Here is a 15,751-nt window from a genome sequence, read left to right on the forward strand (position 1 = left end):
CGAATCCGTGCTCGCCCGCCGGCCCGAAGCCCTGGAACTGGCCCGGGCCGTGGGCCTCGGCGAGGCCCTCCAGCCGCCCGCCACCGCCACCGCCCACCTGTGGACCCGCGGGGCGCTGCGGCCCATGCCGCGCGGCCACGTCATGGGCGTCCCCGGCGACCTGGCCCCGCTCGCCGCCACCGGGGTGCTCTCCGCCGAGGGGCTGGCCCGGATCGAGGCGGAACGCGAGCTGGCGCCCACCGAGATCGGCGAGGACGTCGCCGTGGGCGAGTACGTGGCCGCCCGCCTCGGCCACGAGGTCGTCGACCGCCTGGTGGAGCCCCTCCTCGGCGGGGTCTACGCCGGCAACGCCTACCGCATCTCCATGCGCGCCGCCGTCCCGCAGCTCTTCGAAGCAGCCCGCAGGCACGCCTCGCTGGGCGAGGGCGTACGGGAACTGCAGGTCCGGGCGGCCGCGCAACAGGCCGGGCAGGCAGCCCGGCCCGTCTTCTCCGGCATCGACGGCGGCATCGGCCGGCTCCCCCTGGCCGTGGCCGAGGCCTGCCGGGCGGCCGGGGCGCGGATCTCCACCGGTACCCCGGTCCGCGGGCTCCTGCGTACGGCCGGGGGCTGGAAGGTCGTCACCGACGCGGCGGCGATCGACGCCGACGCCGTGGTCCTGGCGCTGCCGGCCGGGCCCGCCGCCCGGCTGCTGGAGGCGCTCGCGCCGGCCGCGGCCACCGAGCTGCGCAGCGTCGAGTACGCCTCCATGGCCCTGGTGACGATGGCCTTCCGCCGCTCCGAGCTGCCCGCCGCGATCACCGACGGCGGCGCCAGCGGGTTCCTCGTACCCCCCGTCGACGGGCGGACCGTCAAGGCCTCCACCTTCTCCAGCAACAAGTGGGCCTGGGCCGGGGCCGATCCCGAGCTCTTCCTGCTGCGTACCTCGGTCGGCCGGTACGGCGACGAGGGCGACCTGGGGCGCGAGGACTCCGAGCTGGTGGACGTCTCGCTGCGCGACCTCGGCGAGGCCGTGGGCCTGGCGGCCCGGCCCCTCGCCTCCACCGTCACCCGCTGGGACGCGGGACTGCCCCAGTACCCGGTGGGCCACCTGGCCCGGGTGGAGCGGATCCGGTCCGCCGTCGCGGCCCTGCCAGGTCTGGCGGTGTGCGGGGCGCTGTACGACGGCGTGGGCATCCCGGCGTGCATCGCGAGCGCCGCGAGGGCCGCCGACGTGGTGAAGGCCACGTTTGCCGCGAGTTCCGCGTAAGGCACCCCTGGCACCGACCACTGATCAGCACACGGGACAATGGACACATGACTGCACCAGAGAAGATTCCCAACGCGGGGAAGAAGGCGAAGGACCTCAACGAGGTCATCCGCTACACCCTGTGGTCCGTCTTCAAGCTGAAGGACGTTCTCCCCAGTCTCGACGCTGACCGCGCCGGCTATGCCGACGAGGTCCAGGAGCTGTTCGACCAGCTGGCCGCCAAGGACATCACCGTCCGCGGCACCTATGACGTCTCCGGCCTGCGCGCCGACGCGGACATCATGATCTGGTGGCACGCCGAGACCTCGGACGAGCTGCAGACCGCGTACAACCTCTTCCGCCGTACGAAGCTCGGCCGCGCGCTGGAGCCGGTGTGGTCGAACATGGCCCTGCACCGCCCGGCCGAGTTCAACAAGTCGCACATCCCGGCCTTCCTGGCCGACGAGGTCGCGCGCGACTACGTCAGCGTCTACCCCTTCGTGCGCTCCTACGACTGGTACCTGCTGCCCGACGAGGACCGCCGCCGCATGCTCGCCGACCACGGCAAGATGGCCCGCGGCTACCCGGACGTCCGGGCCAACACCGTCGCCTCCTTCTCGCTGGGCGACTACGAGTGGATGCTGGCCTTCGAGGCCGACGAGCTGTACCGCATCGTCGACCTCATGCGTCACCTGCGCGCCTCCGAGGCCCGTATGCACGTCCGCGAGGAGGTGCCCTTCTACACCGGGCGCCGCAAGTCCGTCGCCGATCTGGTGGCCGGACTCGCCTGATACCTCCCCTGGGGGGAAGGAACCGGAAGACGCTCTCTTGACTGGGGAGCGGCCTCCGGTGGATCGGGAGGCTGGTCCGGATGACGGCCTGACCCCCGAAACGACGCAGCCGGAGATCCCGCCCGGAAGTTCAGACGACTGGCGGCAGCAGAGCCCTGGGTACCTTCCGGGGGCCTCGTGCTGCCCGGTCGTCCAGCGACACCGGTGCGGGCTCCGGATGCGGCGCACACGTGACACGCCATCCTGAGGTGTCACCCGTCAGCAAGTACCGCTCCACATGGCGGTCCACGCAGTCATTGCGTCCGCCGACCACTCCGTGGGCACCCGCCCCCTTCTCCGTGACCAGCGCGGCCCGGTCGCCGAGCCGGCGCTGGAGCTCCAGCGCACCCGGGTACGGGGTGGCCCCGTCCCGCTCGGCCGCGACGATCAGCGTGCGGGGGAGCGCCGCCGACCGCGCGCCGGCCGGGGCCGGCGGTGCGCCGACCGCCACCGGCCGCTGCCGCTCGTGGACGGGCCAGTACGCGCACGGCAGGTTCAGGAAGGCGTTGGCCCAGGTCTCGAAGGGCGCCCGGCGGGCCAGTTCGGTGTTGTCGCGGTCCCAGGTCTCCCACGAGGCGGGCCAGGCGGCGTCGTTGCACAGCACCGCCGTGTACACCGCCCGCGCGTTCTCGCGCGCGGCCGCCGACTCCGCGTCCGGGCGGGCCTGTTCGGCCAGCGGACCCGCATCGCCCGCCAGGAACGCGCTGAGCGCGGCCGCCCGCTCGGGCCAGACGTCGTCGTAGTATGCCGCCTGGAGGAAGGCCGCCTGGAGCTCGCCGGTCCCCACCGTCCCGCCCGCCGGGGTGCGCGCCACCGCCTCCCGTACGCGCTCGTAACTCGCCTGTACCGCCTCCGGGGTGGCGCCGAGCCGGTACGTGGCGTGGTGGCGGGCGGCCCAGGCGCGGAAGTCGTACCAGCGCCGCTCGAACCCCGGTGCCTGGTCCAGGTTGTTGACGTACCAGATGCGGCGCGGGTCGGGGTCGACCGCGGAGTCGAGGACCATCCGGCGGACGTGGCCGGGGTGGAGGGTGGCGTAGACGGCGCCCAGGTAGGTCCCGTACGAGGCGCCGAAGAAGGACAGCTTCTCCTCGCCGAGCGCGGCGCGCAGCACGTGCAGGTCGCGGACGTTGTCCAGGGTCGTGTAGTACGCCAGCGCCGCGCCGGCCCGCTGCGCACAGCCGCGGGCGTAGGCCCGGGCCCCGGCGACGCGCTCGCGCTTGTACGCGGCGGAGGGCTCGGCCGGGACCTGGGTCGGGCCCTTCGCCCGGACGGCCGGGTCCTCGCAGGACAGCGGGGCGGAGCGGCCGACCCCGCGCGGGGCGTAGCCGACGAGGTCGTACGCGGCGCCGATCCGCTGCCACTCGGGGAGGTCGGCGACGAGCGGGAAGAACATGCCGGAGGCGCCGGGGCCCCCGGGGTTGTACACGAGCGCGCCCTGGCGAGCCGCCCCGTCGCGCCGGGTCGCGGTCACGCGGCTGACGGTGAGCGGGATCCGGGGGCCGTCCGGGCGCGCGTAGTCGAGCGGAACCCGCAGGGTCGCGCACCGTACCGGCGGGGGCAGCTCCTCGACGGCGGGGCAGGGACGGAAGTCCAGCGCGCCGGTTCCGGTGCCCGCGCCGGTCCGCCGCGCTCCGGCCGCCTTCGCGGCACGGGCCGCCACGAGTTCGGCGCCCGCGTCCGCGGCGGCCGTCCGGGCCGCGGCGGAGGAGTGGGCGGCGTGGGCGTGCGGGGACGGGATGCACAGGGTGAGGGAGAGGACCGCCGCGGCGACGGTGCAGCGGGCGAGCGGAGTCAGCATCAGGGGCCGCCTTCATCTCTTCGGATGAAGTGATCAGATGTGCTCGGCGGGGTGCTTGTACAGGACCGCCGCCCGGTGTCGGGCGCAATCCCCCCGTTGCCTAGGCCAGTGCCGCCCGGAGGGCGGGATCCGTGAGCGCCCGGACCCCGCGCAGCGCCACCGCCGCGAGGGGGTCCCCCTCACCCCGCTCCCGGTCCAGCGCGACGAGCAGCCGCTGCCCGGCCGGGGAGGCCCACGCGGAGTACGGGTACGTCTCGAAGCGGGCGATGGCCAGGCACCCCAGCGTGAGCAGCAGCGGCATCGAGAACCAGCCCAGGATCACGGCCCCGGCGGTCCCGTCGACCGGCAGGCACAGAGCGGCCGCCGCCGTCGCGGCGACCAGGGCGGCGGCCCGCCGCACCGCCCGGACCCCGCCGGCCACGGCGCCGCGCGCGGCGGCCGGCAGCGCCAGGCCCGCCGCGTCCAGCCGGTCCGCGAGGATCCGTACGGCCTCGTCCCGGGCCGCCGCGACGCGTACGGCGACCACCGGAGCCTGTCCGTCCGGGCCGAACGCGCCGAGCACCGACCGCTCGTGCGGATCGCGCCCCACCGGGTCGACGACGGTCGCCCAGCCGGTGTGGGCCAGCAGCAGCCGGCGGCCCCGCTGCATGGAGAGCAGCGTCAGCTCGGCGACCCGCCGGGGGCCGCCGGCGAGGTAGGCGGCCTCGTACAGGTTCAGTGCGTCGGGGCGGTATCCGGCGCCCGCACTGCCGTCGGGCGGAGCGGGCGCGGGCACCGAGGCCACGGCGGCGGCCCTCAGCAGGAGGATGCACGACGTCAGCACCCCCGCCCAGGCCGTCAGGAGGAGCAGGACCCAGAACATGGCTGACTCCCACGAGGTGGAGAAGTGCCCGGTCAGGAACTGCTGCCGCAGCTCGAACCGGACGAACTGCTGCAACTCGAACTGCTGGAGCAACTGGAACCGCTGGAACAGCTGGACCCACTGGAACAGCTGGACCCACCGGAACAGCTCGATCCGCTGGAACAGCTCGAACCACCGGAACCGCCGGAGCAACCGGAACCGCTGCTCCCACAGCTGCCGGACGAGGAGCCGCCGTCACTGCCCGCGCACCATACGACGGGCAGGACCTCGGCGGAAGACCCGCAGGAGACACCCGCGGAAGTCGAGGACGAGGACGACGCGGACCGGGACGAGGAGCCGGAGCCGCGCCGGGCCCCCCGCGCCTGCGCCGCCGCCAGCCTGGTGCTCCGCGCGGCCGGCACCAACTGCCCCCGCAGCTGAGGGTCCCGCAGCCCCCTCAGCCCGAACAGGGCCGTCTGCACGTGCGGGGTCCGGTCGTTCACGTAGTGCGTGCGGATCTCGCGCAGCGCGGCCCGCCCCGCCGGGGTGAGCCGCCCGCGGGCCTTGGCGGCGAGTACGCATCCCAGGACGATCCCGGCCACCAGCGCCGGGAGCACCTTGAACACGAACGGGACCTGTGGACCGGGATCCAGCGCCAGTGCCACGAACGTGAGGGGCAGCGAGACCACCACCCACACCGCGCACACCACGACCTGGCAGAGCGCCCAGCGCCGCCAGACGCGCCCGGAGCCGGGCACCGCGAGCAGCCCGCGGGCGGCGAGCGCGTCGCCGGTCTCCTGGACGGCGGGGTCGAGCATGGCGGCGTACCGCACCTGGTAGAGCCAGCCGGACGGCGCCTGGCGCAGGGCCTCGAACACGGCCCGCTCGGCGAGGTCGCCGGCCCGCGCCCCTGGCCGCAGCGCGACGATCCCCGGACCGCCGGCCACCAGCCGCCCGTCCCCGAGCAGCGAGACGAGTGCGCTGTCCACGACCGCGCCGGGGCCGCCGGCCATGAACGCGGCCTCGGACAGGTCGTGCAGGCGTGGCGCGGGGCCGGCCGTGCGCGGCCGGGAGCGCCGTACGCCGAGGACCAGCAGGAGGGTGGAGAGGAGGACGGCGATCCAGATCGCGAGGGCGAGGTCGTTCATGCCGCACGTCCCGCGAGGGCCCGGGCCCAGCGCACGATCCGGCGCGGGGGCCGCGCCCCGACCCGGTCCTGCCACCACGCGGTCAGCCGGCGCCGCGCGGCGGGGTCGGCGGGCAGGTCCCGGATCAGCAGGTGCTCGGCGAAGTCCAGGGCGTCGCGCCGGTATCCGGCGGTCATGGGCCGGCTGTGGGCGTACCCGAGGAAGGCCTCGCGGTACGCGGCCTGACCGCCCAGGATCCCGGGCAGCTCGGGCGCGAGCTTCGCGACGACCCCGGCCCGCTTCGCGGCGAGCGCCCGGGCCTGCACCCGTACGCGCTCCCGGTCGAACCCCTCGGGCACCTCCGCGCCCGCGACGAGCGCGGCGAGCAGCGCCCCCTGCTCCTGACCGACGCGGGCCCGCTCCCGCGGCCCCGCCGGCGTGCGCGGCGCGGCGTCCGGCGCCGCGGCCCGGACCACGGCGGAGGGGCGGCCGGGGGAGTCCGCAGCCGGGCCCACCGGGCCCACCGGGCCCACCACGCCCCGAATGGCGGCGAGTTCCGCGGCCAGCTCCGCCTCGGCGGGGAAATCGTCGTCCCGCTCCAGCAGCACGCCCGCGGGGGCGACCCGCTCGCGCAGCTCCGCCAGGACGTCCAGCACCACCGCCGGCACCGGATGGGCATGCGTGTCGTGCCACACCCCGTCCCGCTCCACGCCCCCGGCGACGTGCACGTACGCGAGCGCCTCCAGCGGGATCGCGTCCAGCACGGCGAACGGGTCCTCGCCCCTGTTCACCCGGTTCGTGTGCAGGTTCGCGACGTCGATCAGCAGCCGTACCCCCGTCCGCTCCACCAGCTCCGTCAGGAACTGCCCCTCCGTCAGTTCCTCCCCGGGCCACGAGACCAGCGCGGCGATGTTCTCCAGCGCCAGCGGAACCGGCAGGGCGTCCTGCGCGATCCGGACGTTCTCGCACAGCACGTCCAGCGCGTCGCGCGTCCGGCGCACCGGCAGCAGGTGCCCGGCCTCCAGCGCCGGCGAGGAGGCCCGTACGAACGCGATGTGCTCCGTGACGAGCGGCGCCCCCAGGGCGAGGGCCCGCTCCCCGAGCGCGGCCAGCTTCCCGGCGTCGGGCCGCTCGGCGCCGCCGATGCCCAGCGAGACCCCGTGCGGGACCACGCGCACCCCGCGCTCGCGCAGCCGCAGCAGCGAGGCGGGCAGATGGCCGGGACAGATGTTCTCGGCCACCACCTCGACCCAGTCCAGGCCCGGCAGCCGCTCCACCGCGTCGGCGATCTCCGGCCGCCATCCGATGCCCACCCCCAGGTGCGCCATGGTGTTCATGTCCCCCCGCCCCCCTCTCAACGGTCGTGTGCCGGTGTGATGGCCCCGACGGAGTCGGGCCAACCGCGGACAGGGACGTTCAGAGCAACATTTGAGGTTGCGGGCCGGCGCCCTCGGACCCGGCGGGTCAGCGCGGGAGGCCTCCGGCGAGCCGGGTCCGCAGCGCCGGATGGTCCGCCACCACCGTCGCCGAGCCGGGCGCGATCTCCGTGAACCCGGCGTCGCGGACCACCGGGAGGCCGCTGCCGCTCAGCTCCGCCCACCGCTCGCGCGGCGCCGTCCGTACGGACAGCCGGAAGCCGCGGTCCTGCCAGGCGGTGCGCTCGGCGCCGGTCAGCTCCCACCACGCCAGCTGCGCCGCGTGCCCGGCCTGGGCCATCGCCTTGCCGGCGGACATCTCCAGCTCCGGGTTGAGCCACAGCACGGGAACCCCGGGCGCGGCCGGAGCCGGCGGCTCCGGGTCGTCCAGGTCGGTCCCCGAGACCTGGAGCTTCGCGAGCTCCTTGGGCCAGCCGTCCAGCGGCACCGGCGGGAAGACCCGTACCTCCGCCGCGTCACCGTGCACCGTGACACCGGGCAGGGTTCCGGCCTTGCGCCACTCCGCGCCGCGCGCCCGCCGCACCACCTTGCGGATCCGCGCGTCCTGCCAGTCCCGGACGGCCTCGGCCCACTCGCCCTCGCCGCGGGCCCGCTCGTCGGTCAGCAGGACCAGCACGGCGCGGGCCGCCGTCTCCAGCGCGTCGGTACGGGCGGGCGGTTCGGCCTTCTCGATCCGAACGACCAGCGGCAGCACGAACTGCGGCGCCTCGTCGCGCGCGATGCGCTCCTGCCGGAACGGGCTGTCCGACCCGACCGCGGGTACGTCCGGAGTGTGGTTGCCGTGCTCGCTGCTCATCCTGCCAAGGATGCCAGGCTCCCCCTTCAGGATGATGCCGCGGGGGGTGTGGCCGGGCGAGGATCAAGCGCATGAAGAGCGACCTTTTCGCGTCCGAGAACCTGGCTCAGCCGGCCTCGGCCCCGGGCATGACCCTGCAGAACGCCAAGTCCGTGAAGTACACCGTCAACGGTGAAATGCTGGCCCGTCAGGGCTCGATGGTCGCGTTCCGGGGGAACCTCCAGTTCGAGCGCAAGGGCCAGGGCATAGGCGGCATGCTCAAGCGCGCCGTCACCGGTGAGGGCCTCGCGCTGATGTCCGTACGCGGGCAGGGCGAGGCCTGGTTCGCCCACCAGGCGGGCAACTGCTTCATCATCGACTTCGAGCCGGGCGACGCCCTGACCATCAACGGGCGCAACGTGCTCTGCTTCGACCCGACGCTCTCCTACGAGATCAAGATGGTGAAGGGCGCCGGCATGACCGGCGGCGGTCTCTTCAACAGCCTCTTCACCGGCACCGGCAAGCTCGCCGTGATCTGCGACGGCCACCCGATCATCATCCCGGTCACCGAGCAGACCCCGGTGTACGTGGACACCGACGCGGTGGTCGGCTGGAGCGCCCGGCTGGAGACGGGGCTGCACCGCTCCCAGTCCGTCGGCTCGATGATCCGCGGCGGTTCCGGCGAGGCCGTGCAGCTGATGCTGCGCGGCGAGGGCTTCGTCATCGTCCGGCCCAGCGAGGTCACCGAGACGGCGGCAGCGCACTGAGGCTCGACCGGGTGGGCCGCCGCCACGGGGTGCGGCGGCCGTGGGTGCTGCGCGGGATCGACCTGGAGCTGCCGCCCGGCGCGCTGGTGCGCGTCGAAGGCCGCAACGGCGGCGGCAAGTCGACCCTGCTGCGGATCGTCGCGGGGATCGACGCCCCGTCCGAGGGGCGCGTCACCGGGCGCCCGCGCCGGACGGCCTTCGTGCCCGAGCGCTTCCCGGCGGCGCTGCCGCTCACCGCGACGGCCTACCTGACCCACATGGGCCGGGTGCACGGCCTCGGGCGGGCGCGGGCCGCGGACCGGGCGGCCCACTGGCTGGAGCGGTTCGGCGCGGCCGCGTACGCGCGCACCCCGCTGGCCGAACTCTCCAAGGGCAGCAGCCAGAAGGTGGCCGTCGCCCAGGCCCTGCTCGCCGATCCCGGGCTGCTCGTCCTCGACGAGGCCTGGACCGGGCTCGACACCGCCGCCCGCGCGGAGCTGGACCGGGCCGTCGCCGAGCGGACCGCGGCCGGGGGCACCGTGGTCTTCGTCGACCACGACCCGGCGCGGCTCGCCGGCCTCGCCGACGCGCGCCACCGGGTGGAGGGGACCGCGCTGGTCCCCGTGCGGGAGCCCGCCGCCGCGGGACCGTACGTACGGATCGAGGCCGCCGGGCCGCCGGGGGCCGAGCCGCCGCCCGGGCTGGCCGCCGCGTCCGCGCCCGGCGGGGTACTGCTGCTGACGGTGCCCGCCGCCCGGTCCGACGCGGTACTGCGCGAGCTGCTCACCGCGCCCGGGCCCTGGCACATCCGCGCCGTGGAGGAACTGACGTGAGGGGCCTGCTGCGTTACCAGTGCGCGCTGCTGCTGCGCTCCCAGCGCTGGATCGCGCCGTTCCTGCTGTACGCGGCCTTCCTCGCCGCCGGGGTCCGGCCGGGCGACCCGCTGCTGGACTCGCTGGGCTTCGCGGCCGCCGGGCTGGTGCCGGTCACGGCCTGGCTGGTGCGGGTCTGCGTGACCAACGAGCCCGCCGCCGCCCGCGACTGCGCCGCCGCCGCGGCCGGTCCCGTACGGGTCCACGCGGCGGCCCTGCTCACCGCGCTGGGCGGGGCGCTGCTGTCCGGTGCCGTGGGCACGGCGGCCGTGCTGCTGGCGGGCGACTCCGGCCGGGCGGAACGCGTGGATCCGCAGGACGCCGCCCTGGCCGGGGTGCTGGCCGCCCTCGCGTGCGTGCTGACCGGTGCGGCCGTCGGGGCGCTGTGCAGCCGGCCGCTGCTGCGCTCGACGGGGATCGCGGTCCTGGCGGGCGCCCTGGGCTCGCTGCTGGCCTGGGGCCTCGCCGTCTCCCCGGCGCGCCGCGCGGTGACGGCGCTGGTGGAGGGGTCCCGCGCGCACGCCGTGACGCTGCCGGTGGCGTCCTTCGCGGGGGCGCTGGCGCTGGCCTGCGCGGCCGGTGCGCTGGCCTGCCTCGTCAGCGCGCGGCGGAGCTGAGTACGCTCGGGGGCATGGACGAAGCGGGCGTGCCGAGCGGGACCGAGTCGTACTGCGCCGCCCCGGCCGCGCCCGCCGGGGCGGTGCCCGGGCCGCCCTACGCGGACTGCGTGGAGTGCGGCGAGCCCACCGAGTACGGATCCGCGACCCCGGGCCGGGTGCTGTGCCCGGTGTGCGAGTGGCAGGACGCGCAGCGCTCGGCCTGTTCCGGCTGAGGCCGCGCCGCCGCCGCGCCCGCCTCCCGGTGGGCTACTTCCCGATGAGCTCGGAGACCTTCACGAAGCGGTAGCCGCGCTTGCGCAGCTCCGGGACGATCTTGTGGATGGCCTCCTCGGTGACGGGGGCGGCGCTGCGCGTGCAGTGCATCACCACCACCGAGCCCGGCTTCACCCCGGTGAGCACCTGCTCGGCCACCGCGTCCGGGTCCTTGGCGAAGGCGTCCCCGCTGACCACGTCCCACTGGACGGCCGTGACCTTGGCAGTGGAGATCGCCCGCAGCGCCTGGTCGTCGTAGCAGCCGCCGGGGAAGCGGAAGTACGGGACCGTGTTGACCGCACCGGCCGTGCGGAAGGCGGCGAAGGCGCGGTCCACATCGGCCCGGGCCGCGGCCGCGTCGAGCGCGGGCAGCCCGTAGCAGGGCGACGTGAAGGCGTGGTGGCTGTACGAGTGGTTCGCGATCTCGAAGTTCGGGTCGGTGCCGATGGCCTTGGCCTGGTCCGGGTACTCCTCGGCCCAGCGGCCGGTCATGAAGACCGTCGAGGGCACCTTCAGAGTGCGCAGGGTCGAGATGAGCTGCGGGTTGTCGAAGTGCTCCCCGTCCGCGGCGCGCTGCCCCTGGTCGGAGGTCATGTCGGCGTCGAAGGTCAGGGCGACGGTCTTGTCGCTCTGCTGCTTCGCCCGCTCGAAGACCGGGGTCAGGCCGTTCGGCCCGGGTGCCAGGGTCGGGGCCTTGGCGGGCGGCGGGGCGGCGGCCGCGGCGGAGCCGGCGGCCTGCGGCGCGCCGGCCGAGGCCGCCGCGGAGGGCGGGACCGAGGCCCCGGGGGTGCCCATGCGGGCGGCCTGGTGGCCGGCGCCGGAGCCGGCCGCGGAGCTGCCGCTGCCGCCCCCGCATCCGGTGAGGGCGGTGCAGAGAGCGGCACTGAGGGCGGCCGCGACCGCGACATTGCGCACAGAAAGGGTCACGGACGCAAAATATATGACCATCTGCCAAGCGGATCGCAGCGGCGCCGGGCCGGGCATACGAATCGCCCGCCCGAGTGACGGGCGTCAGGTCTCCAGCAGTCGCCTCCGGCACTCCTCCACGTCGAAGGCGGCCTCCGGGTAGCGCGGATCCAGCTCCTCCAGATGCTCCAGCAGCAGCGTGGCGACCGCCCAGTTGCGGTACCACTTCCGGTTGGCGGGGACCACGTACCAGGGCGCGGCGCCGGTGGAGCAGCGCTCCAGGGCCAGCTCGTACGCGTGCTGGTACTCGGGCCACAGGAGGCGGTCCTCGATGTCGCCCGGGCTGAACTTCCAGTGCTTGTCGGGGTTGTCCAGCCGCTTCAGCAGCCGCTCGCGCTGCTCCTCGTAGCTGATGTGGAGGAAGACCTTGACCAGCGTGACGCCGTCGTCCGCGAGGGACTGCTCGAACCGGTTGATCTGCGCGTAGCGCCGGTTCAGCTGACTGCGCGACACCAGCTCGCGGACGCGGGCGACGAGGACGTCCTCGTAGTGGGAGCGGTCGAAGATCCCGATCTCGCCCGCCGCGGGGAGGGCCTTGCGGATGCGCCAGAGGAAGGGGTGCTCGTGCTCCTCCGGCGTGGGCGCCTTGAAGGACCTGACCCGGCAGCCGGCGGGGTTGAGGAAGCCGATCACGTGCTTGACCGTGCCGCCCTTGCCGCTGGTGTCCATGCCTTGGAGGACGAGCAGGACGCGGCGGCGGTCGCCCGCCGTGCTCGCCGCGTACAGCCGCTCCTGGAGCGAGGCGAGGGGCTCGGCCAGCGCGGCGGTGGCGGCGATGCCCGCGGCCTTGTCGGCCGGGCAGCCGGGGGTTGCGGCGGGATCGAAGGCGCCGAGGTCGAGGCGCTCACCGGCCGGGGCGCGCAGCAGCGGGCGCAAGGAGATGTCCCGCCGCTCCCGCGCGGGCCGGGGCTTGGGGGCCTTCCCGCCGCTCTTCTTGCCCTGGTCGGCCTTCTTGCTCTCCTTGGCCACAGCCACCTACCCCGATCCGGTCGATTCCCTTGATGATCCATCGGAACGGTCGGGGTCGCGAGGGGGCGGCCGCTGACGGACGCCGGCGGCTCCGGGGCGAGGGGGTGGGGCCCCGCGGTACCGCGGGGCCCCACCCCCTTCCCGGGACGGGCCGGGCAGCAGCCGGGCCGCCGGACCGCTAGACGAGCTCCGCGCTCAGGGTGATCGTCGTGCCGCTCAGCGCCTGGCTGACCGGGCAGTTCTTCTTCGCGTCCTCCGCGGCGGCGGCGAAGCCCTCGGCGTCCAGGCCGGGAACCTCGGCGCGCACCGACAGGTGGATGCCGGTGATGCCCTCGCCCGGCTGGAAGGTCACGTCGGCCTTGGTCTCCAGCCGGGTGGGCGGGGTGCCGGCACCGTCGAGGCCGTGCGAGAGCGCCATCGAGTAGCAGCTGGAGTGCGCGGCGGCGATCAGCTCTTCCGGGCTGGTCTTGCCGTTCGCGGCCTCGGCGCGCGAGGGCCAGGAGACCTCGAACGAACCCCGGCCCGAGGAGTCGAGGCTGACCGTGCCGGCACCCTTCAGCAGGTTGCCTTCCCAGACGGTGTGCGCGGTACGCGTGGTGGCCATGGTGGATCCCTTCGGAAGGTGTTGGGAACTGCCGGACCGCCCCGGGGGAGGGGTCGGGCCGGCGTCCCCAAACCTACTGGGACACCAGGGGTTTCGCGTCGCGTGCCAGTGCGGTGAGCCTTGAGATGGCCCGGAAGTACTTCTTGCGGTAGCCGCCGTTCAGCATTTCTTCACTGAAGAGCTTGTCGAAGGGCACGCCCGACGCCAGGACCGGTATCTCCCGGTCGTACAGGCGGTCGGCGAGGACCACGAGGCGCAGCGCCGTCGACTGGTCGGGGACCGGGCCGACGCCGGTCAGGCAGACCGCCGCTATGCCGTCCGTGAGGGCTCCGTACCGGCTGGGGTGGACCTTGGCCAGGTGCTCCAGCAGTCCGGGGAAGTCGTCCAGGCTCGCGCCCTCGGTCGCGTACGCGGCCTTCGTGACCTGCTCGTCCGAGAACGGCGCCGGGGCCTGCGGCAGGCCGCGGTGGCGGTAGTCCTGGCCGTCGATGCGCAGCGGGCGGAAGTGCGCCGAGAGCCCCTGGATCTCGCGCAGGAAGTCCGCCGCGGCGAACCGGCCCTCGCCGAGCTTGCCGGGCAGGGTGTTGGAGGTGGCGGCCAGTGCCACGCCCTGCTCGACCAGCCGGCTCAGCAGCGAGGAGACGAGGACGGTGTCGCCCGGGTCGTCCAGTTCGAACTCGTCGATGCACAGGAGGCGGTGTCCGCCGAGCGTCTGGACCGTCTGCTGGAAGCCGAGCGCCCCGACCAGGTTGGTCAGCTCCACGAAGGTGCCGAAGGCCTTGAGCTCGGGTTCGGCCGGGGTGGCGTGCCAGAGGGAGGCCAGCAGGTGCGTCTTGCCGACGCCGTAGCCGCCGTCGAGGTAGACCCCGCGCGGGCCGGCGGCGACCGGTGCCTTCTTCGCGAACCAGCGGCGCTTGCCGCCGCCGCTCGCGTGGGCCCCGCCCAGCCCGGCGGCGAAGCCGCTGAGCACGGTGACCGCCTCGGCCTGGCTGGGCTGACCGGGGTCGGGGTCGTACGTGTCGAAGCGCACCGAGTCGAAACGCGGAGGCGGCACCATCTCGGCCACCAGCCGCTCGGCTGGCACCCGGGGCTCGCGGGCGCACAGGGCCTGCGGGCCGGCCTCGGCCGGGCCGGCTATCGGGGGTCGCCCGTAGGTGGATCCGGAGGTGGAGAGTGATGTTGACACAGCTCTTAACTCTACGGGGCGTGGCACACTGCACCGATGCGACGCCTGTTCCCTGTGACCGATCAGACATCGGCCGACCCCGCGTCGGCCACCGCGGAGCCCGGCGACCGAGGCGACCGCAGTGACGGCAGTGACCGCAGTGACCGGGAGTGGTCGCTGGACGAGCTCGCGGAGGCCTACGCGTACCCCGCGCTCGGCCCGGAGGGCCACTGGCTGCGGGCCAACATGGTCTCCACCCTGGACGGCGCGGCCCAGCACGACGGGCGCTCTCAGCCGATCTCCAGCGAGACCGACATGCGGATCTTCGGCACCCTGCGGGCGCTGGCCGACGTGGTGGTCGTCGGCGCCGAAACGGTTCGCCAGGAGGGGTACCGCCCGGCGCGGGCCCGTGAGGCCTTCGCGGCCCGGCGCGCGGCCGCGGGACAGGGCCCCGCCCCCGCCATCGCGGTGGTCACGGCCGGTCTGGACCTGGATTTCTCGCTGCCGCTGTTCACCTCGCCCCTGGTGCCGACCCTCGTGGTGACCGGTGCGGCCGCACCCGCCGAACGGGTGGCGGCGGCCGCCGCGGCCGGGGCCGAGGTCGTGCTGGCGGGCGAAGGGGCGGCCGTGGATCCGGCCCGGATCGTGGGGGAGCTGGCGGACCGGGGGCTGCGCCGCCAGCTGACCGAGGGCGGTCCCCGGCTGCTGGGGCAGTTCGTGGCGGCCGACGCACTGGACGAGCTCTGCCTGACGATCTCGCCGATGCTGGCCGCGGGCGGGGCCCAGCGGATCTCCGGAGGGCCCCCGGTGGCGGTGCCGCACCGGCTTGCACCCGCCTCCGTACTGGAGGAGGCCGGGTTCCTCTACACGAGTTACCGTCGGATCTGAGAAGGAGCGGAATTTGTTGTTCCGCTTCGCTTCCGGTGGGCACATACCTGGGCAGATATATCCACGCAGGGCTCCGTGTGAAGGCGGGGCAGGATGGTTTCCGCAGGGGCCGGCCGACCGGCCCTGGCCCATGAAGGAGAGGGCGTCCGTGTTCACGAGCGTTTTGATGATCGAGCAGCCGCTGACCAGCGTCGACGTGGACTTCGTCACCAGCCTGCACGGGGACGACCCGGTTTCCTTCCTCGTCCTCATGCAGCCCCGGGGTGACCAGGACCGGCTGCTGCGCGCCATCGACGACGTGGCCCTCGGCGAGATCCCCGACGCGCTCCGCGAGGCCGACGTACCGGAGGGCCACGCCGCCCGCGGCCCGGCCGAACAGGCACTCGTCCACTCCCTGGAGGCCCTGCGCAAGAAGGGCGCCAAGGCCAGCGGGCAGATCATCGAGAACCATCCGCTCGACACACTGAAGGCCGTCGTCGAGGAGGCCAACGCCGACGAGGTGATCGTCCTGACCGCCCCGCACTTCGTCGAGGAGTTCTTCCACCGGGACTGGGCCTCCCGCGCGCGCCACAAGGTCGGGGTTCCGGTGCTCAAGCTCTTCGCCCACAACGAATAGGCTGGCATCCGACACACG

General features: G+C 74.6%; 17 protein-coding genes. 8 read left to right on the top strand and 9 right to left on the bottom strand.

What is annotated here, in order from left to right:
- A partial coding sequence (gene hemG / locus ACS04_RS32300) for a protoporphyrinogen oxidase (protein ID WP_048480419.1) occupies positions 1-1,249 on the top strand: 1,249 nt, incomplete at its 5' end.
- Positions 1,250-1,296: 47 nt separating this feature from the next.
- Complete coding sequence (gene hemQ, locus ACS04_RS32305) at positions 1,297-2,019, top strand: hydrogen peroxide-dependent heme synthase (RefSeq protein ID WP_048480420.1); 723 nt, start codon at positions 1,297-1,299, stop codon at positions 2,017-2,019.
- Between the two features lie 130 nt (positions 2,020-2,149).
- Here hemQ and ACS04_RS32310 read toward each other — a convergent pair whose 3' ends face one another.
- From ACS04_RS32310 to ACS04_RS32330, 5 genes are all read right to left on the bottom strand, one after another.
- On the bottom strand, positions 2,150-3,856 hold the full coding sequence (locus ACS04_RS32310) for an alpha/beta fold hydrolase (RefSeq protein WP_078865588.1): 1,707 nt from the start codon (positions 3,854-3,856) through the stop codon (positions 2,150-2,152).
- 100 nt (positions 3,857-3,956) lie between these two features.
- Positions 3,957-4,718 carry a TIGR04222 domain-containing membrane protein gene (locus ACS04_RS32315; RefSeq protein ID WP_048480468.1) on the bottom strand — a complete coding sequence of 254 codons (762 nt, stop codon included), beginning with the start codon at positions 4,716-4,718 and terminating at the stop codon, positions 3,957-3,959.
- A gap of 32 nt (positions 4,719-4,750) precedes the next feature.
- On the bottom strand, positions 4,751-5,845 hold the full coding sequence (locus ACS04_RS32320) for a TIGR04222 domain-containing membrane protein (RefSeq protein ID WP_048480421.1): 1,095 nt from the start codon (positions 5,843-5,845) through the stop codon (positions 4,751-4,753).
- Entirely contained in the window at positions 5,842-7,161 is a 1,320-nt protein-coding gene (locus ACS04_RS32325) for an MbnB/TglH/ChrH family RiPP precursor modification enzyme (RefSeq protein WP_048480422.1), read from the bottom strand. The genes ACS04_RS32320 and ACS04_RS32325 overlap by 4 nt, the downstream gene beginning before the upstream one ends.
- A gap of 127 nt (positions 7,162-7,288) precedes the next feature.
- Positions 7,289-8,056 (bottom strand): aminoacyl-tRNA hydrolase, encoded by a 768-nt coding sequence (locus tag ACS04_RS32330; RefSeq protein WP_048480423.1) that lies wholly within the window; start codon positions 8,054-8,056, stop codon positions 7,289-7,291.
- A gap of 71 nt (positions 8,057-8,127) precedes the next feature.
- On the opposite strand from ACS04_RS32330, the gene ACS04_RS32335 reads away from it, so the two are divergent.
- The 4 genes from ACS04_RS32335 to ACS04_RS32350 are packed head-to-tail and all read left to right on the top strand — an operon-like array spanning position 8,128 to position 10,485.
- Positions 8,128-8,802 carry an AIM24 family protein gene (locus ACS04_RS32335; RefSeq protein ID WP_048480424.1) on the top strand — a complete coding sequence of 225 codons (675 nt, stop codon included), beginning with the start codon at positions 8,128-8,130 and terminating at the stop codon, positions 8,800-8,802.
- Positions 8,803-8,813: 11 nt separating this feature from the next.
- On the top strand, positions 8,814-9,614 hold the full coding sequence (locus ACS04_RS39085; protein ID WP_245236664.1) for an ABC transporter ATP-binding protein: 801 nt from the start codon (positions 8,814-8,816) through the stop codon (positions 9,612-9,614).
- Positions 9,611-10,270, top strand: coding sequence for a hypothetical protein (locus ACS04_RS39090; RefSeq protein WP_048480425.1), 660 nt, complete (start codon positions 9,611-9,613; stop codon positions 10,268-10,270). The genes ACS04_RS39085 and ACS04_RS39090 overlap by 4 nt, the downstream gene beginning before the upstream one ends.
- A gap of 14 nt (positions 10,271-10,284) precedes the next feature.
- Entirely contained in the window at positions 10,285-10,485 is a 201-nt protein-coding gene (locus ACS04_RS32350; RefSeq protein ID WP_048480426.1) for a hypothetical protein, read from the top strand.
- Positions 10,486-10,519: 34 nt separating this feature from the next.
- Here ACS04_RS32350 and ACS04_RS32355 read toward each other — a convergent pair whose 3' ends face one another.
- From ACS04_RS32355 to zapE, 4 genes are all read right to left on the bottom strand, one after another.
- Positions 10,520-11,452 (bottom strand): polysaccharide deacetylase family protein, encoded by a 933-nt coding sequence (locus ACS04_RS32355; RefSeq protein ID WP_048480427.1) that lies wholly within the window; start codon positions 11,450-11,452, stop codon positions 10,520-10,522.
- 84 nt (positions 11,453-11,536) lie between these two features.
- Positions 11,537-12,460, bottom strand: coding sequence for a PPK2 family polyphosphate kinase (locus ACS04_RS32360; protein WP_048480428.1), 924 nt, complete (start codon positions 12,458-12,460; stop codon positions 11,537-11,539).
- Between the two features lie 178 nt (positions 12,461-12,638).
- Entirely contained in the window at positions 12,639-13,064 is a 426-nt protein-coding gene (locus ACS04_RS32365; RefSeq protein WP_048480429.1) for an OsmC family protein, read from the bottom strand.
- A gap of 73 nt (positions 13,065-13,137) precedes the next feature.
- Complete coding sequence (zapE, locus tag ACS04_RS32370) at positions 13,138-14,250, bottom strand: cell division protein ZapE (RefSeq protein WP_048480430.1); 1,113 nt, start codon at positions 14,248-14,250, stop codon at positions 13,138-13,140.
- A 36-nt stretch (positions 14,251-14,286) separates the two neighbouring features.
- On the opposite strand from zapE, the gene ACS04_RS32375 reads away from it, so the two are divergent.
- Complete coding sequence (locus tag ACS04_RS32375; RefSeq protein ID WP_078865589.1) at positions 14,287-15,117, top strand: pyrimidine reductase family protein; 831 nt, start codon at positions 14,287-14,289, stop codon at positions 15,115-15,117.
- 148 nt (positions 15,118-15,265) lie between these two features.
- Complete coding sequence (locus tag ACS04_RS32380; protein ID WP_398022844.1) at positions 15,266-15,733, top strand: indole-3-glycerol phosphate synthase; 468 nt, start codon at positions 15,266-15,268, stop codon at positions 15,731-15,733.
- Positions 15,734-15,751 lie beyond the last annotated feature (18 nt).

Source organism: Streptomyces roseus, assembly GCF_001044425.1.
GTDB lineage: Bacteria > Actinomycetota > Actinomycetes > Streptomycetales > Streptomycetaceae > Streptomyces > Streptomyces roseus.